Origin of the sequence: Picosynechococcus sp. PCC 7002, assembly GCF_963860125.1 — a bacterium.
Lineage (GTDB): Bacteria > Cyanobacteriota > Cyanobacteriia > Cyanobacteriales > MRBY01 > MRBY01.
This window is the reverse complement of record NZ_CAWLFA010000001.1, coordinates 2,503,052-2,527,792: the sequence shown is the minus strand read 5'-3', so window position 1 is coordinate 2,527,792 and position 24,741 is coordinate 2,503,052. Positions and strand designations below refer to the sequence as shown.

Here is a 24,741-nt window from a genome sequence, read left to right as displayed (position 1 = left end):
CAGGCAGTTTTTGGTGTGTGGAGAGGATCGTAATGGCAGTTTATCGGCAGTTTGATGCGCTGAAATTCGTGGCTGGGCTAGCACGACAAGGCTCAGAATTTTTGTTTGCCCCCAGCGACCATCGCTCCCTGTCCCTGCGGCGTTGGCTTGATGGGGTAGTGGCGAAGCGGAGCTTTGACATTTGTTTTTCCCTCGGCGTTCTGGTGCTATTTTCTCCCCTCTATTTGGCGATCGCCCTAATTATTAAACTCACCTCTCCCGGCCCTGTTTTCTATGTACAACGGCGGGTTGGTAAAGATTTTCGTCCCTTTGGCTGCATCAAGTTTCGGACGATGGTTATTAATGCTGACGCCGTACTCGAAGAAATGTTGCGGCGATCGCCAGAGTTGCGCGCCGAATTTGAACAGGATTTCAAGCTCAAAAAAGACCCAAGAATTACTGGCATTGGCCATATTTTGCGCCTCACCAGCCTCGATGAATTCCCCCAATTTTGGAATGTTTTAAAAGGCGATATGAGCATTGTTGGCCCCCGGCCCCTCGTCCCCAAAGAACTTTATAAATACGGTCGCCACATCGACAAAGTTTTGACCATTCGTCCGGGTCTCACGGGGCTATGGCAGGTGTCTGGGCGCAACGATATTCCCTACGGCACGAGGGTACGGATGGATTCGTATTATGTGCACCATCGCCATTGGTTTATGGATTTGTGGATCGTCTGTAAAACTGTTTTTGTGATGCTGTTCCCGAAAAATAACGGTGCCTACTAGGGCGACTTTTCCGAATTTTCTGCATAAAGCTTTTTGAGAATCGGGATTGTTTCCCACTGCTGGGGGCGAATCTGTTGCCAATCAAGGCCTTGGGGTTGCAGCTGGTTATGGTGTGTTTGATAAATAGTTGTAGGGGTACAAAGCCAATCTAGGGGCCAGTCGTGGGCTTCTAAGGGTAACGCTGTGGGGGACACCACCTGCAAATCATGCACCGTGGTCACAATGGTCGTTTTTTCGTCCACCAGGCCAAAGTGCTGAAGCATCGCTAGTTCTAAATCGGCGAAACCTGCTCCTTTCCCCGTACGTCCGCCGGCTACACTCACCGCCACACAGCCCACCACCGCTAAATCAATGGTTTTCATTTCCGCGAAACTAACGGGACGGCCATATCTGAGGATGTTGTTTTTTTCGGCGGCGATCGCCAAATCGAGACCTTGGGGTAGCTGCTCCCGCGTGATGGCGACAAAGCAAGATTCATTCACCAACTGCGGCACCGCCATATACAAGGTTTTTCCCGCAGCCAAGGCTTGGTGACGTACAGGGGCCTGGGGCTGATCGGGATTGCACTTAATCACCGTTGCCTGTTGCCAACTTGCCAAGGTAGTTAACCTCTCAGCGGCGGCGATCGCCCCGACGAAATTCGGAATGTGGCCGTGGGGAGGCGTTACTGTTGCTCCAGCCGTTGCCAAGCGGTCCCAAATGGTTTGCCTAAGGCGTGCTTTTGCGGGGTTGTAATGCTGCCAAGGGGAATGTGCCATTGGTACTATTTGCGGTGGACGGGAAAATCGCGCCTGCGCCACAGTTGCCACCCCCAAACCCCGACAATTAGGGACGTAATCCCCGCATAGAGGGTGCCGCTGGGGAGACCCGAAAAGGCGATCGCCAAACTCCCTGCCCAGAGGGTAAGGCCATAGATAAATAGAACCGTAGTGCGATGGGAAAAACCTGCCGCCAAAAGTCGGTGGTGCAGGTGCCGTTTATCCGGTTTGAAAGGAGAAGAGCCGCTACTAATCCGCGAAAAAACCACCGTGGTCATATCGATCAAGGGCACCGCCAAAATCACATAGGGCAAGAGCACCGCTGCCGCCGCCGTCGTTTTCACGAGGCCCACCACCCCCATCGCCGCCAGGGTAAAGCCCATAAAATAAGAGCCACCATCCCCCATGAAAATTTGGGCGGGGTTGAAGTTGTAGCGCAAAAAGCCGAGGGCCGATCCCGCCAAGGCCGCCGCAATAAAAGCCACCATGGGTTCGTTGAGATAGAGGGTCGTCACCAACAACACCGCCGCCGCAATCCCCGAAACCCCCGCCGCTAGACCGTCAAGGCCGTCAATCCAATTGATCGCGTTGGCCATGCCCACGAGCCAAATTAGGGTCAAAGGTAGGCTCAACCAGCCCACAGAAAACACTTCCCCGGTAAACGGAATCGTCAAAAATTCGATTTGTACCCCCATTAACCAGGCGATGCCTGCTGCGACGAATTGCATCAACAGTCGAGATAAGGCGCTTAATTCAAATAAATCGTCCCCAAAGCCAATTCCAAAAAAGGCGATCGCCCCGAAAAGCACCCCTAAGATCGGCCATTGTTCCCCAGGAAACAAAGGGGGGAACCAATCCATCTGCCAAGCCGTCCCTAGGGAGACGAGGGTGCCCATAAAAATCGCCACGCCACCCAAGCGCACCATCGGTCGGTCATGGACTTTCCGCTCGTTGGGTCGGTCTACCCGGCCACTCCGTAAGCCAATCGCTTTCACAATGGGGGTACTAATCAGCACCACAACCAGGGCGATTAGACTCGTGACTAAATACAACAATTCCTTCGGCATATTGGCGTTGGCTAAGAACAGAGAGAGTAGAGCAAAACCGAAATAAGAAAAAACTCAGGTTACCTTTTTCATTAAACCTGAGCTTTCCATTATTTAAAAAGATATTAAAGAATTTAGGCGATCGCCGCTACCGGAATCTGCAAATGGGGGTAGAGGGGGAACTTTTCACAAAGATCCGCAACGCGACCCAGACAATCCTGTTTCACCGCTTCATCATCGGGATTTAACAGACGATCCGCAATGATGTTGGCAATTTCGGCAAAGTCTACTTCCTTGAGGCCCCGGGTGGTCATCGCCGGAGAACCGAGACGGATGCCGCTCCCAATCCAAGGCTTCTCAGGATCGAAGGGAACGGTGTTTTTGTTGGCGGTGATGTTGATCTCACTAATCAAAGCATCAGCCCGCTTCCCGTTCATGCCAATGGAGCGCATATCCACAAGCATCAGGTGGTTATCTGTCCCGTTAGAAACGAGTTTGAAGCCACGGCTGACGAGGGTATTGGCCATCGCCTGGGCATTAGCAATTACCTGGGCAGAATAGGCTTTAAATTCCGGCTTGAGGGCTTCGCCGAAGGCCACCGCTTTCCCCGCAATCACATGTTCGAGGGGGCCGCCTTGGCTACCAGGGAACACCGATTTATCAAATTTCTTGCCCAGTTCGGCGTCGCGGGTCATGATCGAACCACCCCGGGGGCCACGGAGCGTTTTATGGGTGGTAGTTGTCACCACATCACAGTGGGGAATTGGGTTGGGGTGATGGCCTGTTGCGACTAATCCCGCAATGTGGGCAATGTCCGCCATCAAATAGGCACCTACTTCATCGGCGATCGCCCGGAATTTATCAAACTCAATAATGCGCGGGTAAGCAGAATAACCACAGATGATCAGCTTCGGTTTTTCCCGCAGGGCAATTTCGCGGATTTCATCATAATCGAGGCGTTCTGTCTCTTTATTAACGCCATACTGCACCACTTCAAACCATTTCCCCGACACATTCACCGGCGAACCGTGGGTCAAGTGGCCCCCATGGGACAAGTCCATCCCCATAATTTTGTCGCCAGGTTCCAGGAGCGTCAGGAACACCGCAAAGTTGGCCTGGGCGCCGGAGTGGGGTTGAACATTGGCATGGGCCGCTCCAAACAATTCCTTGACGCGATCAATGGCAATTTGCTCTACTTGATCGACAAATTCGCAGCCACCGTAATAACGCTTATTGGGAAGACCTTCGGCGTACTTATTCGTGAGGACAGAACCCTGGGCCGCCATCACCGCTGGGGAGGTGAAGTTTTCGCTGGCGATGAGTTCGAGGTGTACCCGCTGGCGGTTGAGTTCACTGGCAATCATCCCAGCAACAACGCTATCGGTTTGGGCTAAGAAATCAAGGTTAGTTTGGGTCACGGTGAGGTCTTCCTTTCGCAATCGCAAATAAAATTTAAAAATACTTCCTGCGGATGGCGCATTATACCATCGGCATCGCTAAAATTTTAACAAACATTCCTCGGCGGGCCGGACTAGGTGAATGGCGCTATGGCCCCCAAGGTTAAGCAGTGTAGCAAGTTTAACGAATTTATCAGCAGTTCCCTTTACAATAAAAATTAAGCAAGAGTGGTTGTTGGATCCCATGGGAGGCAAGCGCAGATGTTGATGATCCTTACGGATGGACAGATCTTACCCACTGATCAAGTGTGCCAGGGCTGTTTAATGGCCGATCAAAGTGGCACCCCCCGCGTACGCCAGGGCAAATTATGTTGCGGCCATCTCATCAATGGCAATTTTCCCAAGGTGGCGACGACCTATGAGTGCCAGATGGGTTTTCGGATTGCGGATGTTGGTGATTAGGCTCCCTGTCTCCAGCGGACTTAATTCCAGAGATTGACCATAAAAAATCCCCCAGGTTTTGAAAAATCAAGCGATGGGGGAAATATCAGGTAAAGATTATGTCTGGTATGGGCCTAAGCGATCGTCGGCGCCCCAGTACCCGTTGTATCTTTTGTTTCGCTAAAGAAAGCACTATAGGCATATCCTGCGGCGATCGCCCCAAAAATAGGTGCTACCCAAAAGAGCCATAGCTGACCGATTAATTCAACGTTGCCACAAAAGAGAGCGACGCCTGTACTCCGAGCCGGATTGACCGAGGTATTGGTGATTGGAATACTGATCAGGTGAATCAATGTTAAACCAAGACCAATGGCAACTGGGGCAAAACCAGCGGGGGCACGGCGATCTGTGGAACCCAAAATAATCATCAAAAACATAAAGGTCATGACAATTTCGGTAATCAAAGCCGCCAGTAAGCCATAGCCACCTGGAGAATGACTCCCAAAGCCGTTGGTAGCCAGGGGATTCGAGCCGGATAAGTCTAAGGCGCCATTGCCACTGCCGACTACCAAAATGACAAGGCCAGCTAAAGCTCCTCCCAACACCTGGGCCACGATATAGGGAAGTAATTCATGCCCAGGAAAGCGTTTGGCGGCCCATAGGCCAAAGGAAACTGCCGGGTTAAAATGGCCACCAGAAATATGCCCGAAAGCATAGGCGCCAGTCACAACTGTTAAACCAAAGGCCAGGGAAACCCCCAGAAAACCCAGACCTAACCCGTTGGAAAGGTCAGCGTCGGATAGGGCGACGACGGCGGCAAAAACAGCACTGCCACATCCCCCCAGAACCAACCAGAATGTCCCTAGAAATTCTGCAATGTATTTCTTCATGTATGTCGCCAATTACAAATAGACTACATACACAATTTTCTTTTCAACTCCAATGAAGAGGCGCTTTTTTGTCATAAGAGTTCACTAAAGATATTTACGTTCAGGCCTAGCCAATCAGCCCAGGATAAATTGCTGTGCAATGAGCTTACTTCGCGCTTTGCAGCACAAGACCAGAGGCGATCGCCATCACGATCAGGTTGGGTAACCAGGCCGCCAAAATGGGGTGCAAATACCCAGCTACGCCCACGGAACTGATCATAAAAGCGAGGAAATAATACCCAAAGATTAACCCCACACAGAGACCAAACCCGGTGGCTTTCCCTGCACTCTGGGGCCGCAAACCAATGGCGGCTCCCACCACACCCAGGGCGAGACAAATAAAGGGAAAGGAAATTTTCTCTTGGAACCGCACCCGCAACTTCCGCAACCAAGCCTCATCCCGGTCAGGGTCAGCGGCGACAGTCTGCATGTACTGCTGGAGTTGGGCTAGGCTCATATCTTCGTGTTTGGGTAATTCTTCGTCCACCCGTAGCTCGTTGCTGAGTTGAATTTGGTGGCGGTCAAAGCGCAGCACATTGCGGTAGGAGCCGTCGATATCAATGAAGTAGATAATGCCATTTTGAAAATTCCACTGATTACGGGCGAGATCCCAGCCAGCAGCATCGGCGGTGACAATTTGATTCAGGCTGCCGTTGGAGCGGTCGATGATCGTCAGATCTTTCATCTGCTGTCCGTCAAATTCAGCCGCATAAAATAAGCGTTTGAGGACGTTATCCTCGCCATATTCAGGATAAATAATTTTCTCATCTCGAAAGGGCGCTTGTTTTTGTAAAAAGGCTTGTTCCAGGGTTTGGGTGGCCTGGGCATTGGCGAGGGGGATCACTTGGTCTTTAAAAACGAAGGTGATTGCTGTGGCCAAGATACTGAAAATGAGGGCCGGTAAAACGAGGCGATAGACACTAATCCCCAGGCTGCGGAGGGCGATAATTTCACTGTCTCCAGAGAGGCGACTGTAAACAATGAGGGTCGCCAGCAAAACGGCCATCGGCAGGGCAAAACCGATAAATTCCGGCATTTTCAGAGCCATGACCTTCAGAGCCACATCAAAGAGCAACCGAGATTCTCGCACCTGGGCCAAAAGATCAAAGAGACTACCGACGGCGATTCCCAGGGCAGAAAATAGCCCCAAGCCAAACGCAAAGGCTAGATTGAGTTCACCGATGATGTAGCGGTCTAAAACGGCAAGATTTTTGAGCAAAGATTTCATTGAAGCGGCAGGGTGGCAATGGCTTGGGTGAAGTCGTTGATATTGTGGTTCAATTCTTTGGCGATCGCCAATCCCCTTTGGAGCGCAACGAGGGCGTCGGGGTAGCGGCCCGCCTGTTCATAGAGGGTGCCGAGGGTGCGGTAGGTTTCCATCATCCCAAAGCGGTTATAGCTCGCTTCCTGGACGGTGATCAGTTGTTCATAGACCTGGAGGCCAGAGGCGTTTTTCTCTTGGGCCAGGTAAAGGGTCGCCAACTGGGTGAGGGCACTTTCGGCGGCGTCAAAATACTCCAGTTCCCAGGCGAGGGTAAAGGCATCGCGGCTAAAGCTTACGGCCTGGGGATAATCCTGGAGTTGCCTGTAATTTTCGGCGATTTGTTGGTAAGTGCGGATCAGTCGGGGCAGGTTTTGTGCTTGGAAATAAACAGCGGTGAGTTGCCGTTGCTGGGCGATCGCCTTTTCGGGCTGCTGGGTTTGTTCATAGAGGGCGGCGAGTTGTTCCCGGTCTGCGTCCGTAAGGGCGTTGAGGGTTGCAATTTCTTCTAGGGCATTGAGGGCGGCGTTGGTGTTAAACCAATCTAGGGCCAATTGGGTAATTAGGCGCAAAATTTCTGGTTTGTAGGGATCTTCGAGGGTCTCTAGGTGCTGCCGATAGAGGGCGATCGCCCGTTGAGAATCCCGAATTTGTTCATAGGCCGTGGCCAGGGGCAGCAGGAGATTATAGTCTTGGGGAAAATTTTGTTGTTCGATGGCCACCAAACGTTCGGTGATGATTTGTACTGGCTCTGTTTGGTTATCTTCCCAGGCGATCGCCCCGATTTGTCCTAGGCTTTCCACTTCGGCTTGGCGATCCGGTAAAACTTGCCGTAACCGCAGTTGTCGCCACCACCGAGAAAAAGCCGCCTCTTTATTTCCCTCAGCCCATTGCTCGAACCCCTCAGCCTCTAGGGTGATAATTGTCTGGGTTAGTTGGGCCGCCTGGGATTCACTCAAGGGGCGATCGCCCTGCTGGGTTGGGAGTAAAGGATCTTGAATTGGCCCTACCAGAGATGCTGCCGAAACCTGCCCGGCCCCCATCATTAAGCTGAGGCTAAGAAAAAGCAAAAGTTTGCGATAACAATTGGTCATGGGGTTTACTCTATTAACAATGGCGAGAAAGGCTTCCCGTCACAGTTTCGATCCTCTGCATAAAAAGTATATGTCCTCTGCGAAAACCGCCAGTAAACTCAAAACTGACCTCGATAATCCGCAATATTATTTTAATCGGGAACTCAGTTGGCTTGAATTTAACCGCCGCGTTCTCAGTGAGGGATTGGACGACCGCAACGTACTGCTAGAGCGCCTCAAATTTCTCGCCATTTTTAGCAATAACCTCGACGAATTTTTCATGGTGCGGGTTGCCGGACTGAAGCAACAAGTGGAGGCCGGGGTCAGCAAACTCTCCTTTGATGGGCGCAATCCAGCCGAACAACTCCAAGACATTTACGAACGCCTCAAACCCCTCGTCCAACTCCAGGATCAACATTTTCAACATACCCTTAAGCCCCTCCTCGCCCAGGAAGGAATTCACCTCGTTGACTACCTCGACCTCAACCGGGAACAACGGAACTATTTTCATGACTTTTACCAGGAGCATATTTTCCCCGTCCTGACGCCCCTCGCCGTTGATCCGAGTCACCCATTTCCCCACATTTCTAACCTCAGCCTAAACCTTGCGGTGGTGATCAAAGAACCAGAAAATGAAGAACAAGAAAGATTTGCCCGGGTCAAGGTGCCAGGGAACTTTCCTCGGTTTGTCACATTACCCCCAGAGCTTTGCTATTACCCCGATCAAGAAAAAGTGATTTGGGTGGGGGTGCCCATCGAACAGGTGATCGCCCATAATCTGGATACCCTCTTTCCCCAGATGAATATCCAGGAGTGCTATGCCTTTCGGGTCACTCGCAATGCGTCTCTTTCGGTGGAAGAAGACGAAGCCGATGATTTGATGATTGCCATCGAGGAACAGTTACATAAGCGGCGGTTTAGCGGTTCTGTGGTGCGCCTCGAAATTCACCATTCCATGCCGGAAGATGTGCGGCAAATGCTCATCAAGGAAATGGATCTCCAGGACATTGATGTCTATGAAGTAGAGGGTTTAATTGGTCTAGATTCTTTGTTTACGTTCCTCGGTTTGCCCCTCAAGCACCTCAAGGACAAACCCTGGTCGCCCACTGCCCCGGCTTGGCTCGATGCGGGGAAGGGGAGCCGTTCTTCGGAAGATTTTGAGTCAGATTTTTTTGAGTTGATTCGTCAGGGCGATCGCCTTTTGCACCATCCGTACCATTCTTTTTCGGCCACCGTCCAAGCCTTTATTACCCAGGCGGCGAAGGATCCCGACGTGCTGGCGATCAAAATGACCCTCTATCGAACTTCCGGTGATTCCCCGATTATTCAATCCCTCATCGAAGCCGCCCAAAACGGCAAACAGGTGGCGGTACTGGTGGAATTGAAAGCCCGCTTTGATGAAGAAAATAATATTAACTGGGCTAGAACCCTCGAACAAAAAGGGGTTCATGTGGTCTATGGCCTGGCTGGGCTGAAAACCCACACCAAAATTGTTCTGGTGGTGCGCCAAGAGAAAAAGAAAAAAATTCGCCGCTACGTCCACATTGGCACCGGCAACTACAACCCAAAAACCGCCCGCCTCTATACGGATCTGGGGCTACTGAGTTGTCGTGAGGATTTGGGGGCAGATCTCACGGATTTGTTTAACTTCCTCACGGGTTATTCCCGCCAAAGTTCCTACCGTAAGTTATTGGTGGCCCCCGTCACCCTCCGGTCTCGCATGGTGGCAATGATCGAGCGGGAGATTGCCCACGTCAAAAATGGCGGCAGTGGACGGATCGTGGCAAAAATGAACTCCCTGGTCGATCTAGAGATGATCCAAACCCTCTATCGAGCGTCCCAAGCGGGGGTGGAAATTGATCTGATCGTGCGGGGGATTTGTTGTCTGCGTCCTGGCGTCGAAGGCCTCAGTGAGAATATCCGCGTCATCAGTATTATTGGGCGGTTCCTGGAACACTCGCGCATTTACTATTTCCAGAATGATGGGGCCGAGGAAATGTACATCGGTAGCGCCGATTGGATGACCCGTAACCTGAGTCGTCGGGTGGAGGCGGTGACCCCCGTAGAGGATCCCAAGTTAATTGGCGATCTCAACGAGATCCTGGGGATTATGTTGTCCGATAACCGCTTATCTTGGCAGCTCCAGCAGGACGGCCATTACCACCAAAAAGAACCCCATGCCGATGGCCATAGCGACAGCACCCACGATATTTTGATGCAGATGGCTCTCCAGGACAGCTTGGATTAGTTTTCGTTGTCGCGCGTTTCAAATTCTGTGGTAGCATCCTAACGCTTTTGGCTTGAACTTTTTTGTTACGGAGACACATTGAATTTAAGCGTTTTAAAACGGGAATGGTTTGCCAATGTGCGGGCGGATATTCTGGCTGGTGCAGTGGTGGGATTGGCGTTGATCCCGGAGGCGATCGCCTTTTCGATTATCGCTGGGGTTGATCCGAAGGTGGGCTTATATGCCTCGTTTATCATTGCGGTGATGACAGCCTTTCTGGGGGGTAGACCCGGCTCCATCTCAGCGGCCACGGGAGCGATGGCGCTGTTGATGATTGATCTGGTAAAAGATCATGGCCTGGAGTATTTGTTTGCGACGACCCTTTTGACGGGCGTGATTCAGGTGATCTTTGGGTTCCTCAAACTGGGCCGGCAGATGAAATATGTGCCGCGAGCGGTGGTTCTGGGCTATGTGAATGCCTTAGCGGTGTTGATTTTCTTGGCCCAACTGCCCCAACTGATCGGGAAATCGCCAATGGTTTATCTTCTCACGGCGTTGTCCTTGGTAATTATCTATGGTTTACCGCGGCTAACGACGGTGGTGCCTTCACCCTTGGTGACTTTGGCGGTGATGACGGTGGCGGCGATCGCCTTAAATCTAGACGTTCCCACGGTGGGGGATATGGGCGAACTGCCCACGGCCCTGCCCTTTTTCCGTTTACCCCAGGTGCCCCTGAACTGGGAAACGCTGCAGATTATTTTTCCCTACGCAATCACCCTGGCGATTGTCGGTCTCCTGGCTTCATTCTTAACGGCTTCTTTAGTGGATGAGTTAACCGATACCCCCAGTGATAAAAACCAAGAGGCGAAGGGGCAAGGCTTTGCCAACATTCTCACGGCCTTTTTTGGCGGCATGGCGGGCTGCGGCATGATTGGCCAATCGGTGATCAATGTCCAATCCGGTGGCCGGGGCCGTTTATCGACCCTGTGTGCGGGGATTTTTCTGTTGATTGCGATTTTGGGTCTCCAGGATTGGGTGCAACAGATGCCCATGGCGGCTTTGGTGGCGATCATGATCATGGTCTCCGTTGGGACGTTCCGCTGGTCTTCTCTCAAAAATTTGTCCCGTCTGCCGCGCAGTGAATCCATGGTGATGCTGACGACGATGACGGTAATTATCCTGACCCGCAATTTTGCCCTGGGAGTCGCGACGGGTATTGTGATGAGTACGGTCTTTTTCTCCAATAAGATTGCCCAGGTTGTTTTGGTAGACAAGCGGGTGGAAGCTGGCGGCGATCGCCATGTTTATACTGTCCGGGGGCAAATCTTTTTTGTCTCTAAGGAAGAATTTTTTGACGCCTTTAATTTTGAAGAAGTCGTTGATCAAGTCGTCATCGATCTCAGCGCCGCCCACCTCTGGGATCAAGGGGCTGTGGAAATGCTCGACCGCATCGTGGCGAAGTTTCACCGCACCGGGGCCGAGGTGGAATTGCTGGGCCTCAACGCTGAAAGTGCGAAACTGGTAGATAAGTTGGCCACCTACAGTAAAAAACACACCGCGAAAGTAACCCCGGCCCCCGTAGACGTTTCTTGAAAAGCTTGAAAAACCATGCAACGAATTTTGTTATGCACCGACGGCTCTAACTTTGCCCAGAGCAATTATCAATATGCCGCTTGGTTTGGTGATCGCCTGGGGGCAACCATCGACGTACTCCATGTCACCGACGCCCGGAGTAGGGCTGCCGCCGATGCCCGTAATTTTAGTGGCAGCATTGGCCTGGGAACGTCTGAAAGTCTCCTTCAACGTTTAGTCGCCCTTGAACATGAAAAAGCAAAACTCGACCACGAACGGGCAAAATTAATTCTCCAAGAAGCCCAAGAAACCCTAAGTGCTGCTGGCCAGCCCCCCGCAAAACTCCTCCATGAGGTGGGCTATTTTATCGATTGTCTCCAACATTTAGAACAAAATACCGATCTAATTATCTTGGGCAAGCGAGGGGAATCAGAAAATATCGCCCCCGATCACCTCGGAGCCAATTTGGAGCGTCTGATTCGGTCGAGCCATAAACCCTGCCTGGTCACCTCTCGCGAATTTCAACCCATCGATCGCCTCCTCGTCGCCTACGATGACAGTCCCAGTTGCCGCAAGCTCCTCGACTTTTTGAGTGAATGTGCCGCCCTCAAAGCCTTAGAAATTCATGTGCTGACCGTCACGAAAAAACCCGGTGATGCCACGACAAATCCCTGCCTTGCCCAGGCCAAACAACGATTGAGCACCGCTGGCATTGAGGCCCATTACCACCTCGTTCCAGGCAATTCCGAAACGGCGATCGCCCAATTTTGTGACCAAGCCAAAATAAACCTGTTAATGATTGGTGCCTATGGCCATAGCCGGATTCGCCACTTCGTCATTGGCAGCACCACCGCCCAAATCCTCCGGAGTAGTCGTATTCCTGTCTTCGTTTATCGCTAACTGTTTACCGACCTCTGAGAAACACTCCAGAAAGTAAAAATAAAAGTATCATCTGGGACATTACAAAAGAATCATTCCTATAATTTCTAGTTATGTAGTGCACAGGGATTGGCTGTTTGCCAGGGTGATGGCTTGGGATTACCACCATTGTGAGACCAACCATGGCAACAAGTATCTCTGTGTTGACTCGCAAGAGGAAATTATTAATGCATGACCACATCACGAACACCGGCGGCAAATGTCCAGTAATGCACGGTGCCCTGACCACGAGCAGCATGGCGACAAACATGGAGTGGTGGCCAAAAGCCCTCAATCTGGACATTCTGCACCAGCATGACCACAAAACCAACCCAATGGGCGCAAATTTCAATTATCAAGATGCAGTCAAAACCCTTGATGTTGATGCCCTCAAGCGGGATCTCCATGCACTAATGACAGACAGCCAGGACTGGTGGCCCGCAGATTGGGGACATTACGGTGGGTTGATGATTCGTATGACTTGGCACGCCGCCGGCACCTATCGGATCGCAGACGGTCGGGGTGGTGCTGGGACGGGGAATCAACGTTTTGCCCCGATCAACTCTTGGCCCGACAACACCAACCTAGACAAGGCCCGTCGCCTCCTCTGGCCGCTCAAAAAGAAATATGGCAATAAATTGAGTTGGGCCGATTTAATTGCCTATGCTGGCACCATTGCCTATGAATCCATGGGACTAAAGACTTTTGGCTTTGCCTTTGGCCGTGAGGACATCTGGCATCCCGAAAAAGATATTTATTGGGGTTCAGAAAAAGAATGGCTGGCTCCCAGTGATAACCCCCACAGTCGCTATTCCGGTGAGCGGGATCTAGAAAATCCGTTAGCTGCAGTAATGATGGGCTTAATCTATGTCAATCCTGAAGGTGTAGATGGTAATCCAGACCCCCTCAAAACAGCCCATGATATTCGGATCACTTTTTCGCGGATGGCGATGAACGACGAGGAAACCGTCGCCCTTACCGCTGGCGGCCATACCGTGGGTAAGTGCCATGGTAATGGGGATGCAACCTTACTTGGCCCAGAACCCGAAGCCGCCGATCTCGATGACCAAGGTTTGGGTTGGCTGAATAAGACCCAACGTGGCATTGGTCGTAACACCGTCACTAGTGGCATTGAAGGAGCCTGGACTACCTATCCAACCCAATGGGACAACGGTTATTTTCGGCTATTGCTCAACTACGACTGGGAACTTAAGAAAAGCCCAGCGGGAGCCTGGCAATGGGAACCGATCAATATCAAAGAAGAAGACAAGCCCGTTGATGTTGAAGATCCATCGATCCGCCTTAGCCCGATTATGACCGACGCCGACATGGCGATGAAAATGGATCCGGACTATCGACAGATTTCTGAGCGGTTTTACCAAGATCCAGCCTATTTTGCCGAAACTTTTGCCCGGGCCTGGTTCAAACTCACGCACCGGGATATGGGGCCGAAGTCCCGCTACATTGGCCCGGATGTACCCCAGGAAGATTTGTTGTGGCAAGATCCGATTCCAGCGGGCAAGACGGACTACGATCCGCAAGCGGTTAAGGACAAAATTGCGGCCAGTGGTTTAAGCGTTAGTGAAATGGTCTGTACGGCTTGGGACAGTGCGAGAACGTTTCGGGGCTCAGACAAACGCGGTGGGGCAAATGGCGCGAGAATTCGCTTGGCTCCCCAAAAGGATTGGGCAGGGAATGAACCAGCACGTTTAGCTAAGGTGTTGCCAGTACTAGAGGCGATCGCCACTGAGAGTGGAGCCAGTGTCGCAGATGTAATCGTTCTGGCAGGCAATGTTGGCATCGAGCAAGCAGCCCAAGCGGCGGGAGTGGAGATTACGGTGCCCTTTGCCCCAGGCCGTGGTGATGCGACGGCGGAAATGACCGATGTCGAGGGATTCGCGGTGTTAGAGCCCCTCCACGACGGCTACCGGAACTGGCTCCAAAAAGACTATGTGGTCAGCCCCGAAGAATTAATGCTCGACCGCACGCAATTAATGGGACTGACCGCCCCTGAGATGACTGTTTTGGTCGGCGGGATGCGTGTACTGGGCACCAATTATGGCGGCACCAAGCATGGCGTGCTCACAGACCGCGAGGGCGCCTTGACCAATGATTTCTTCGTCAATCTGACGGATATGAAATATACCTGGAAGCCAGCCGGTAAGAATCTTTATGAAATTGGCGATCGCCACACCGGTGAAGTCAAGTGGACAGCCACGCGAGTGGATCTCGTTTTCGGCTGTAACTCTATCCTGCGGGCCTATGCCGAAGTCTATGCCCAAGACGACAGCAACGAGAAATTTATCCAGGATTTTGTTGCGGCCTGGACAAAAGTGATGAATGCAGATCGCTTTGATCTAGCTTGATTTCCGAGTTAAATCCCCACACTACCGCGCTTTTTTGAGTGGGTGAGTGTGGGGATTTAGAAAAAATTACTGATCTAGCTTGAGAACTGCCATAAACGCCTCTTGGGGCACATCGACCGTACCAATCGACTTCATGCGCTTCTTACCTTTCGCCTGTTTCTGGAGCAGCTTTTTCTTCCGGGAAATATCACCACCGTAGCACTTCGCCAAAACGTCCTTGCGTAGGGCTGGAATATGCTCACTGGCAATGATTTTAGAACCGATCGCCGCCTGAATCGGAATCTTAAACTGGTGACGGGGGATTAATTCTTTGAGCTTCTCGGCCATTGCCCGTCCCACATTGTAGGCCTTGTCCCGATGGACAATCATCGCGAGGGAATCCACCGAATCTTTATTTACTAAAATATCCAAGCGCACCAACTGCCCGACTCGGTAGCCAATAAGTTGATACTCCATGCTGGCATAACCCCTGGTGCGAGACTTTAACTGATCAAAAAAGTCCGTCACCACCTCCGCCAAGGGCAATTCATAGATAATATTCGTGCGACTTTCGGTGAAATATTTCATGTCCTTGAAAATGCCCCGTCGCGTTTGGCACAGATCCATAATGGTGCCCACAAACTCTTCCGGGGTAATGACATCCACTTGAATGTAGGGCTCTTCGATTTTTTCTCGTTTTTGGGGATCTGGTAATTGACTGGGATTATCAATTTCCATCACTTCCCCATCCGTTGTGGTAACTCGATACACCACCGAAGGGGCCGTTGTAATCAAATCAAGGTTATATTCCCGCTCCAAACGTTCCTGGACAATTTCTAAGTGGAGGAGGCCCAGGAAGCCACACCGAAAACCAAACCCCATGGCGCTGGAAGTTTCTGGCTCAAAGGAAAGGGCCGCATCGTTCAGTTTCAATTTATCGAGAGCGTCCCGCAGATCTGAATATTGGTCGGCATCGGTGGGGAAAAGACCGCAGAAAACCATCGGTTTCGCTTCGGTGTAACCCGGTAGCGGTGCTGGTGCTGGGTGGACAGCGGAGGTGATCGTATCGCCGACCCGTGCATCTTCAACGGATTTGATCGCCGCCGCAAAGTAGCCTACTTCTCCGGCGTGGAGAGCGTCTACTTGCACTTGGTTTGGTGCGAGGACGCCCAGTTCGTCGATTTCATATTCTTTTTTGGAGGCCATCAGGCGCACTTTGTCGCCTTTTTTAACTTCGCCATCCATCACCCGGAAATAAACAATTACGCCACGGTAGGGGTCGTAGTAACTGTCAAAAATAAGCGCCCGCAACGGCTGATCGATGGTATCGGCCGGGGGCGGTACCTGTTGGACAATGGACTCTAAAATATCGTTGATGCCGAGGCCCTGTTTAGCGGAAGCTCGAATAATGTCAGTGCAATCTAAGCCAACGACCTCTTCAATTTCTTCGGTAACTCGATCGGGTTCAGCACCGGGCAGGTCGATTTTGTTTAAAACAGGAATAATTTCTAGGTTGTTGTCCAGGGCGAGGTAAACGTTGGCAAGGGTCTGGGCTTCAACCCCTTGGGAGGCATCTACGACCAGTAACGCCCCTTCACAGGCGGCCAAGGAGCGCGATACTTCGTAGGAAAAGTCAACGTGGCCTGGGGTATCGATGAGGTTGAGGATATATTCTTCGCCATCCTTCGCCACATAACGCATCCGTGCGGCCTGGAGCTTGATGGTGATTCCCCGTTCCCGCTCCAGTTCCATATTGTCGAGGAACTGTTCTTTCATATCCCGTTGCGCCACTGTTTGGGTGTCCTGGAGCATTCGGTCTGCCAGGGTTGATTTCCCGTGGTCGATGTGGGCAATGATCGAAAAATTACGAATACGAGAGACAGGAACGTCAGTCATGGAAGATCCACTAATTTTTGAAAAACTTTACTTATTTTAACTAATGAAGGGAGCCTTCATCGCGGAAAGACGAGGGAAGGAATCAGGATTGCCACGAATTTGGAGAGAATTTTCTGGAAAGTTAACGAGGGATTTAGGCTCGTTTGCGGCGACTGAGGCGAATCCCCTGTTCTTTGAGAATTTTACGCACGGTTTCGCGACAAATGTGTTTGACAATTTTTTGGGCTTTGAGTTCTCGTACCAGGAGACTGAGAGACCAATAGTCATGGTCGGGAGGTGGCCCACCGTGGTAGAGGGCAAGGAGTTTGGCGATCTTAGCGTCGCTGAGTTTGGGTTTGATCGGCGGGTGCGCCCTGGGTTTACGGCCGAGGGCTTGGGTTTCGCCGTCGCTGACAAAAAGTTTACGGACACGGGCGACGGTGTTGGGATGAACGCTCAGGGCTTGGGCGATTTGTTGATCTTGCCAGTTGCCGTCGGGGTGGGCGCGGTCGGCCATGAGTAGAATACGGGCATGGAGCATTTTCTTGGCTGGTTGGTAACCATTACGGGCGATCGCCCAGAGTCTTTCCCGTTGTTCAGTGCTCAAACACACCTTGTATTTAGTCCGCCTGCCCATAGAACCCGATAAAATAAACTGAAAATTTGATTCAATCCTGCTCAAAATTCACAAAAAATCGCCCTTAATTTACCATGACTATTGCACCACGCAGACAACCTAGCCGTACCAAACGTAATCGTACCAGTCTGCTTTTTGAGCGGGGTATGGCTCTCTTGGCCTCTGCTAATTTGGTGTTAGTCCTCTTTGACCTGAGTTACATCCCCCTGCGTAATTTCTGGTTACAGGGCCGAGTTCAATTTTACGCACGCATCGCTAAATATGAATGGAAATTTCCCGCCGAGCCGGTGCGTATTCTCCCGGTTAATGTAACCCACGCCTATGACTGGGTAAAGGGCATCGAAGAAAATCGCGATACCGCCTACTATCTCCAACGGGTCGAAGATCTCCAAGCAAAAATTCAGCAGATTAACGATCTGACCCTCCGGTCTACAGGTTCAAATAATGGCATTGTCGGTTCTGGCGATCGCCAAGACATCACCACCCAACTCCGCCGCTACAACCAAGAACAAGAAGCCATCCTTGCTGAACTCCGGGAACTGAGCGTTGAGATGGTGGATACCAATCCCTTTGAAATTGCCAACAAAACAGGTACCCTCGAAAAAATCAAAAATCGCATGCGCCGCCATGTATTTGGCGATGCCTCTGCCTCCTCCAAAGACGCCTTTCAACTCTTTTGGAGTAGCGAATATCTCTCAGAAAATGGCTGGCGTGAAGAATTCAACTTTTACGAACGCGAAATCGAACCCCTCCTAGAAACCAACTATTTCCGTCCCATTGGCGAAAACGGCAAATACATTGATAACTTTGGCATTCTCGATTTTCCCTTCTTTCTCGCTTTCCTCCTCGAGTTTCTCGCCCGGAGTTGGTACATCAGTCGGCGTCGCACAGGCGTAAGTTGGTTTGATGCCATGCTCTGGCGTTGGTACGATATTTTTCTGCTGATTCCCCTTTTCCGTTGGTTACGGGTGATTCCTGTGATCGTTCGTCTCAATCAAGCCGACCTTATTGATCTCAGCGCAATCCAAAAGCAAGCCAGTCAAGGTTTTGTTGCTGGCATTGCCGAAGATATTACCGAAGTCGTTGTCATTCGGATTATCAATCAAATCCAAGGCTCCATCCACCGGGGTGAATTTGCCACTCTTTTGGCCCAAACCACCAGCCGAGAATATGTCGATTTAAATGACATTAATGAACCCGTCGAGCTCGCAAAGCTCATGGCCAACCTCTTAGTCCACCAAGTCTTACCCAAAATTCAGCCCGAGGCCGAAGCCGTCATTCGCCATACCCTGGATCGAGTCATTTCCATGTCCCCTGCCTACCAAGGCTTACAGATGCTGCCCGGCATTGGCGATCTTAAAGGCACCCTGGCCAAGCAACTCTCCCATCAACTTTATCAAGTCACCGCAGACACCCTCAAAGCAGTCCTCGAAGAAGACCCCGTCTTTGAACAACTGCTCGAAGAACTCTTAACCCAACTCACCAGCAGCATCACCTCCGAGATCCAAGGCCAAGAAAGCCTCGCCCAAATGGAATCACTGATCAATGACCTCCTCGAAGAAGTCAAAATTAATTACGTTGAGAGACTCTCTGAAGAAGATGTCGAAGACATTCTGGAACAAACCCGTGCCCTGCGGCAGATGACCCGTTAAATTCACCCATAAAAAAACGAGGGTAAATCACTTACCCCCGCTGTTTGTTTACATTGCCAATACGATTGAAATCACAATGGCGATCGCTTACTTGGTTTCAGAGAACTCTGCATCAATGACATCGTCCCCACCATCGTTGCCGCCACTACCACCGGGCGCAGCGCCACCCGCTGCCGCATTCGGGTCAAACCCTGCTGCGGAAGGATCACCACCAGCTTGTTGGTAGATGTTGCTGCCAATGGTGTAGAGCAACTGTTGCAGTTCCGGCATTAATGTCGAGATTTTCTCATCATTTTCCTGGGCAACCGCTTCCTTGAGATCTTTAATCATTTGGTCAGCTTTGCTCTTGTCGTCGGCGGGCACTTTATCACCGAGCTCTTCGAGTTGCTTTTCAGCTTGGTAAACGAGGGAATCTGCCTGATTCTTGCGGTCAATTTTTTCGCGGCGTTCCTTATCTGCTGCGGCATTGGCCTCTGCCTCGCTAACCATCCGTTCTACTTCGTCATCCGGTAATGTCGATGCACCAGTAATACTGATGGATTGTTCTTTACCAGTGCCCTTGTCTTTCGCCATGACGTTCAGGATACCGTTGGCATCAATGTCAAAGGTTACTTCGATCTGGGGTACACCACGGGGAGCTGGCGGAATGCCATCGAGACGGAAGGTTCCAAGGCTCTTGTTGTCCTTAGACATTTCCCGTTCACCCTGCAGAACATGAATTTCAACGTTGGTTTGACCATCAACAGCGGTGGAGAAGACCTCTGATTTTTTGGTCGGGATGGTGGTGTTTCTGGGGATAATCTTGGTCATCACGCCACCGAGGGTTTCTACACCCAAAGATAGGGGCGTAACGTCGAGGAGGAGAATATCCTTAACCTCACCCGCAAGGACGCCACCTTGGATCGCCGCACCGATCGCTACAACTTCGTCGGGGTTCACAGTCTGGTTGGGCTTTTTACCCAGCACGCGCTCAACGACATCTTGCACGGCAGGAATCCGGGTAGAGCCCCCAACGAGAACGATTTCATCGATGGCAGACTTGTCGAGTTTGGCATCACGGATCGCGTTTTCAACGGGGATGCGGCAGCGGTCGATTAAGTCAGCGCAAAGCTCTTCAAATTTCGCCCGAGTTAGGCTCATGTCGAGGTGCTTCGGGCCATCTTGGGTTGCGGTGATGAAGGGGAGGTTGATGTCCGCTTGGGTAACGTTAGACAATTCGATTTTTGCTTTTTCAGCAGCTTCGGTCAGACGTTGAAGCGCTTGCTTGTCTTTGCGGAGATCAATGCCTTCGGTGCGTTGGAATTCTTCGGCTAAGAAATCAACGATCTTTTTGTCGAAGTCATCCCCACCCAGGTGTGTATCACCGGAAGTCGCGAGAACTTCAAAGACACCGTCACCGACTTCCAGGATGGAAACGTCGAAGGTTCCACCACCAAGGTCAAAGACGAGGATCGTTTCATTACTCTTCTTATCTAGACCATAGGCGAGGGAGGCCGCGGTGGGTTCGTTGATAATCCGCAGCACTTCTACCCCGGCGATTTTCCCGGCGTCCTTAGTGGCTTGACGTTGGGAGTCATTGAAGTATGCAGGAACAGTGATAACAGCCTGGGTAACGGGTTCGCCGAGGTACTTACTGGCGTCTTCGATCAACTTGCGGAGTACCTGGGCAGAGATTTCTTCGGGGGCGAATTTTTTCTCTTTGGCGGGGCAATCAATTTTTACGTTACCGGTGCTGTCGCGTTCTACTTTGTAAGCAACTTCGGTGGATTCGTTGCTGACTTCACTGTGTTTGCGACCGATGAAACGCTTCACGGAGTAAAAGGTGTTGCCAGGGTTCATCACGGCTTGACGCTTGGCGATTTGCCCTACGAGCAGGTCTCCGTTTTTGGCGTAGGCAACGACGGAGGGGGTAGTTCTAAATCCTTCTGCGTTGGCGATTACAGTCGGCTTACCGCCTTCCATAACGGATACGCAAGAGTTGGTGGTTCCGAGGTCAATACCGACGACTTTTCCCATAGCAGTGTGACTCCAAAGATCAGCGATTTAACTTGAATAAGACTTTCAAATATTGGTGCAAGTATGACGACTAGATATTCTAGGTTCGTTCATATGACTATTCCTATAGTGCTGTGCGATTTAAGGATCTTGATAGTGTAGGTTCCCGAACCTGTGGGGACGGTTTGGAACTTAAAAATCGAACTTGCAAGCATTGTAGCGTGGGGTTGGCCCAGGAATAATTTGGCCGAATACTAAGCGATCGCCCATGATATCTGGGGTCAGGTTGGCGGGTTCATTGACTACATTTACCTGAAGATGAGGGTTTTGCTTAGCTACTTGCAATCCCACGAGGCGTTCATAAAATTGACTTTGGTGTACCTGTTCGCAACCGATAATCGTAATTGAGTTTAACTGCGACAGTTCTTTTTGTTGGGCTGGGCTAGGCATGGTGACCTGACCAGAGGGGAACGTCGTCGCATCAGTAATTTTGTAAATGTGGAAAACAACATGGGCGATCGCCAAACCCAAAACAGCCTGGCGTTGCCAATTTGCCTGTTGGCGGAAATAATCCTTTAACCAAACCACAACTGGTAACAAAGCAAAAATTCCGAGGGGATAAATGAGACTGATGGCGATTTTCCCAAGACGATAGGTGGATTCTAATGGAATATAAGCCAGTAAATAGAAACTATATAAACCCATACCAGTACAACCAGCCAAAAGATCACGTTTAATTACAAAATCTTTGTTGCGGCTGTAGGCTCGATAGAGTTGCCAAAGGCAATAGACACTAAATAATAAACCTAAAACCACATTGAACCAAACGCCAAAATCCTTGTTTGCTCCCATAGGTTTCGGCTTTTCTTGAAAAAGACTCCAGGGATTAAGGGGTACAAAATTCGTTCCATGGGATTTCAGTGGATTAATGCTCTTTTGAATTTCATCAAGAATAAATTGAGAATTGAACAGTGTATAAAAGATTAAGCCACAAATCAAAATCAAAATAGCATATTTGCTGTAATCAAAAAACAATTGATTTAGACTTCTTTCGCTGTATTTTAAATAAATTAAAGTTGTGCAAAAATATACAGCAATAGTAATTGGTAAAAATGCTGGATAAAAAGAAAAAACAACTACTTGAATGCAAAACAAGCAGAGGAAATTTTGGGCATTAAATAAATTCTCATGTAAAGAGGCATTTCGGGCTTGACGAAAAACCAAGGAAATGACAATAATAAACAAGGTATTTGAAAAGTAAGCACTTACTAAAAGCCAATATAATTGGGGAGAAAAAACTGCCCAAATCACTAAAGCAAGATCACTTAAATTCAAGGACTGATGCTGGTCAAGGGGAGTGGCACACCAGTCTTTAAAAAGGGCCATGAATAGAGTTGCTCCTAGCATGCCTTGAAATACTGTAATTCCAAGGGATAGATCAGAAAATAGATACGAAACTATTGCCCCTAAAAATGAACTAAACTTTTTGGGACTACCAAGAAAATAGGCACAAGCAGAATTGTCAGGAAATTCAAAACTATCCGTCATCCCATAAAAATTTAGATTAGTTGTAGTCATTGCGCCATAACGACGAACATAGGCCCAAAAATCAGGGTTTGTATTTAATACCAAGGTATCTAAATTAGAATGACGAGTAACCATGACCCATATTGAAAAAACAAGGCACCAAATACTCGTATAAATAACCAAATGACGATAGCGTTGGATTAAGCGAAATCCAAATAGATCAAAAGCCTTTCGTTGAGTATTTGGCAATAATAAAAATACCAGTCCAAAGACTAATTCAAGGATTACTGTTCCATAGAAAGCATTAAAGCAATGATTAAGATAGGCTGTTGATAAACTTAAGACAGCAATTGGCATTGCCCCAACTAAGTATACCGCTGTCAAGCCTAGTGGCCTAAAATAAAAGCAATCCAGCCCGGGAGAGGTAATTGTACTTGTATTAGGCTGCCATTTCTTGTTGCATAGATGGAGGCCATAAAATAATAGTTGGCCATTGAGGTGACAAATAAACCAAAGAAAATATGTTGCCCCCAAGCTACTTAAAAATAGTAAACAAAGAAACGTTAACTTATCCATATTACAAGCTCAAAGAGGAAAATCCAAACTGGAGGAAGGATATTTACGAGTAGTTGATATTAATTATATCGTTACTCGTGTCGTAAGTTTAGCTATCAGGAGAATGAGCTAAAATCCGAAAATTCAGTGCAAATTGACCAGGTAATGAGAGTATATTAGGTGAGAATAATTGCGGGGAATACTCTTTAATTAAGTCTTTGATTAACCAGAAAATGAAAGTGATTTTAGAGTAGTCCTACCACAATAAAGATAGCGCTTTTCTGGACGAAAAGTGTGTGAAGAAGGTAGCATTCTGATTCTTTGGCAAAATAAAGCGCCCGGAGAATTTTCATAATAATAGTGCTTGCTGCAATGCCATATACATCATCTGCGATACCAACAATTAGGATATTTCTTTTTTGCAAAAGAGAGATTTCACAAATAGGGCGGCAAAACTAAGCATTAAACTAAGATAGTGGAGATAAGCGACAACAGTACTTAATAATCATGATGCTCTAAATAACATTGAAGAGAGTTGATAGGGAGTATATATGGGGGCAATCTAACTGCTTTCAGGTAGATTGCTTTTTGCTTTATTGCCTCTTAGTTATTTTAGGGACTTACTCAAAAGTGACTATTTTAAGTCATGGAAAGTTAACGGAAGTCCGCTTGGATGCCGGGGCTGGCAATGTGCGTCACCCAAAGATCGAGGGCTGGGTCGTTTAATTCTTGGGCAACTTGGACTTTGAGGGCTTGGGCTTGGGCGAGGGTCTCGCAGAGGGCAAACACACTGGGGCCGGAGCCCGACATCATCGTGCCGATCGCCCCGTGTTTGGTAAAGCAGTCACGCAGTTGTTGCACCTGGGGAAATTCGGGTAAAACGACTTTTTCGAGATCGTTATGGAGTTCATGGGCGATCGCCTGGATATTTTTTTGCTGAATGGCTTTGATCAGGCCGCCAGCATGGATTTGTGTCATGCGGGTACGCCAACTCGCCGCATCTTGGAGATAATGCTCCCCAAATTGGGCGCGGTAGGTTTGGTAGGCCCAGGGGGTAGAAACAGCAATGTTGCTGTACTTTGCGAGGACAATCGGGATGCCATCGAGATCGGGCAATGGGTCTAAAATTTCTCCCCGTCCGGTGGCGATCACCGTCCCCCCACCAATGCAAAAGGGCACATCCGAACCCAGTTCTGCTGCTAAGGTTTGTAATTCCGGTTGGGTTAACCCTAAATCCCAGAGCAAATTCAACCCCACCAATACCGCTGCGCCATCCGTTGACCCCCCAGCCAGTCCCGCCGCCACGGGGATATTTTTTTCGATGGTAATGTCAACTCCACCACCCACCCTGGCGTAGATATCTGCAAAGCGCGTCATCATTAACTGGGCGGCTCGGTAGGCAATATTGCTAGCGGTGAGGGGGACTTCGGGATGCTGGCAATAGAGATTGATGTCGCCGCTACGGTTTTGTCGCACCTCAATCCGGTCATATAAGCCAATGGTCTGCATCACCATCACCAACTCGTGGAACCCGTCGGGGCGATCGCCCAAAATTTCGAGGTAGAGATTAATTTTTGCGGGGGCAGTCAGAAGATAGGCGGACATCACACAGTACCAAGCAGTAAATCGAGACCATTATCTAGTTTCCCTTGTTTTTTGGAAATCCTTCCCAATATGAGCCAAGCTTGACTCTTAATATTTCTTGAAAGATCCCTGGCGATCGCCCCCTACCCTTAAGGGCCAGCACCTTTCGCAGTAGCATAGAT

At 49.9% G+C, this 24,741-nt stretch carries 19 protein-coding genes; 7 read left to right on the top strand and 12 right to left on the bottom strand.

Going from position 1 to position 24,741, the window contains the following annotated elements; all coding sequences use genetic code 11:
* Positions 1 to 32 precede the first annotated feature (32 nt).
* Positions 33 to 767 (top strand): sugar transferase, encoded by a 735-nt coding sequence (locus AACQ84_RS12245; RefSeq protein ID WP_012308029.1) that lies wholly within the window; start codon positions 33 to 35, stop codon positions 765 to 767.
* Here the strand turns inward: AACQ84_RS12245 and AACQ84_RS12240 are convergent.
* From AACQ84_RS12240 to glyA, 3 genes are all read right to left on the bottom strand, one after another.
* On the bottom strand, positions 764 to 1,525 hold the full coding sequence (locus tag AACQ84_RS12240) for a 5-formyltetrahydrofolate cyclo-ligase (protein ID WP_012308028.1): 762 nt from the start codon (positions 1,523 to 1,525) through the stop codon (positions 764 to 766). The genes AACQ84_RS12245 and AACQ84_RS12240 overlap by 4 nt on opposite strands.
* Before the next feature lie 5 nt (positions 1,526 to 1,530).
* A complete protein-coding gene (locus AACQ84_RS12235) occupies positions 1,531 to 2,592 on the bottom strand; it encodes a glycosyltransferase family 4 protein (protein WP_012308027.1) in 1,062 nt (353 codons plus the stop codon).
* A gap of 113 nt (positions 2,593 to 2,705) precedes the next feature.
* Positions 2,706 to 3,989, bottom strand: coding sequence for a serine hydroxymethyltransferase (glyA, locus tag AACQ84_RS12230; RefSeq protein WP_012308026.1), 1,284 nt, complete (start codon positions 3,987 to 3,989; stop codon positions 2,706 to 2,708).
* Between the two features lie 240 nt (positions 3,990 to 4,229).
* Between glyA and AACQ84_RS12225 the strand changes: the two genes are divergently transcribed.
* Entirely contained in the window at positions 4,230 to 4,430 is a 201-nt protein-coding gene (locus tag AACQ84_RS12225) for a hypothetical protein (RefSeq protein ID WP_012308025.1), read from the top strand.
* Positions 4,431 to 4,543: 113 nt separating this feature from the next.
* Here the strand turns inward: AACQ84_RS12225 and aqpZ are convergent, their stop codons facing one another.
* The 3 genes from aqpZ to AACQ84_RS12210 form a co-directional block, all read right to left on the bottom strand.
* The gene (aqpZ, locus tag AACQ84_RS12220; RefSeq protein ID WP_012308024.1) at positions 4,544 to 5,299 is read right to left on the bottom strand and encodes an aquaporin Z; all 756 of its coding nucleotides are present in this window, start codon (positions 5,297 to 5,299) and stop codon (positions 4,544 to 4,546) included.
* Between the two features lie 145 nt (positions 5,300 to 5,444).
* Entirely contained in the window at positions 5,445 to 6,566 is a 1,122-nt protein-coding gene (locus tag AACQ84_RS12215) for an LptF/LptG family permease (protein ID WP_012308023.1), read from the bottom strand.
* The gene (locus AACQ84_RS12210; RefSeq protein WP_012308022.1) at positions 6,563 to 7,693 is read right to left on the bottom strand and encodes a tetratricopeptide repeat protein; all 1,131 of its coding nucleotides are present in this window, start codon (positions 7,691 to 7,693) and stop codon (positions 6,563 to 6,565) included. The genes AACQ84_RS12215 and AACQ84_RS12210 overlap by 4 nt, the downstream gene beginning before the upstream one ends.
* A gap of 70 nt (positions 7,694 to 7,763) precedes the next feature.
* On the opposite strand from AACQ84_RS12210, the gene ppk1 reads away from it, so the two are divergent.
* The 4 genes from ppk1 to katG all read left to right on the top strand — a co-directional run bounded on the left by ppk1 (position 7,764) and on the right by katG (position 14,755).
* Positions 7,764 to 9,920: a polyphosphate kinase 1 gene (gene ppk1, locus AACQ84_RS12205; protein WP_012308021.1), complete on the top strand. Its 2,157-nt coding sequence runs from the start codon at positions 7,764 to 7,766 to the stop codon at positions 9,918 to 9,920.
* Between the two features lie 78 nt (positions 9,921 to 9,998).
* Positions 9,999 to 11,492, top strand: a complete 1,494-nt coding sequence (locus tag AACQ84_RS12200; protein ID WP_012308020.1) for a SulP family inorganic anion transporter — start codon at positions 9,999 to 10,001, stop codon at positions 11,490 to 11,492.
* A 15-nt stretch (positions 11,493 to 11,507) separates the two neighbouring features.
* Entirely contained in the window at positions 11,508 to 12,371 is an 864-nt protein-coding gene (locus AACQ84_RS12195; protein ID WP_012308019.1) for a universal stress protein, read from the top strand.
* A 161-nt stretch (positions 12,372 to 12,532) separates the two neighbouring features.
* On the top strand, positions 12,533 to 14,755 hold the full coding sequence (katG, locus tag AACQ84_RS12190; RefSeq protein WP_315862056.1) for a catalase/peroxidase HPI: 2,223 nt from the start codon (positions 12,533 to 12,535) through the stop codon (positions 14,753 to 14,755).
* Between the two features lie 66 nt (positions 14,756 to 14,821).
* Here the strand turns inward: katG and lepA are convergent, their stop codons facing one another.
* Both lepA and AACQ84_RS12180 read right to left on the bottom strand, forming a co-directional pair.
* Positions 14,822 to 16,630, bottom strand: a complete 1,809-nt coding sequence (gene lepA / locus AACQ84_RS12185; RefSeq protein ID WP_012308017.1) for a translation elongation factor 4 — start codon at positions 16,628 to 16,630, stop codon at positions 14,822 to 14,824.
* Between the two features lie 133 nt (positions 16,631 to 16,763).
* Positions 16,764 to 17,216 carry a helix-turn-helix domain-containing protein gene (locus tag AACQ84_RS12180; RefSeq protein ID WP_159457019.1) on the bottom strand — a complete coding sequence of 151 codons (453 nt, stop codon included), beginning with the start codon at positions 17,214 to 17,216 and terminating at the stop codon, positions 16,764 to 16,766.
* 104 nt (positions 17,217 to 17,320) lie between these two features.
* Between AACQ84_RS12180 and AACQ84_RS12175 the strand changes: the two genes are divergently transcribed.
* Positions 17,321 to 18,898 carry a hypothetical protein gene (locus AACQ84_RS12175; protein ID WP_012308015.1) on the top strand — a complete coding sequence of 526 codons (1,578 nt, stop codon included), beginning with the start codon at positions 17,321 to 17,323 and terminating at the stop codon, positions 18,896 to 18,898.
* An 87-nt stretch (positions 18,899 to 18,985) separates the two neighbouring features.
* Here AACQ84_RS12175 and dnaK read toward each other — a convergent pair whose 3' ends face one another.
* The 4 genes from dnaK to ispE form a co-directional block, all read right to left on the bottom strand.
* On the bottom strand, positions 18,986 to 20,914 hold the full coding sequence (gene dnaK / locus AACQ84_RS12170) for a molecular chaperone DnaK (protein WP_012308014.1): 1,929 nt from the start codon (positions 20,912 to 20,914) through the stop codon (positions 18,986 to 18,988).
* Positions 20,915 to 21,085: 171 nt separating this feature from the next.
* Complete coding sequence (locus AACQ84_RS12165; protein ID WP_012308013.1) at positions 21,086 to 22,996, bottom strand: hypothetical protein; 1,911 nt, start codon at positions 22,994 to 22,996, stop codon at positions 21,086 to 21,088.
* Positions 22,997 to 23,220: 224 nt separating this feature from the next.
* Positions 23,221 to 23,400: a DUF2214 family protein gene (locus AACQ84_RS16385; RefSeq protein WP_041443622.1), complete on the bottom strand. Its 180-nt coding sequence runs from the start codon at positions 23,398 to 23,400 to the stop codon at positions 23,221 to 23,223.
* Positions 23,401 to 23,629: 229 nt separating this feature from the next.
* A complete protein-coding gene (gene ispE, locus AACQ84_RS12160; protein ID WP_012308012.1) occupies positions 23,630 to 24,580 on the bottom strand; it encodes a 4-(cytidine 5'-diphospho)-2-C-methyl-D-erythritol kinase in 951 nt (316 codons plus the stop codon).
* Between the last annotated feature and the right edge of the window lie 161 nt (positions 24,581 to 24,741).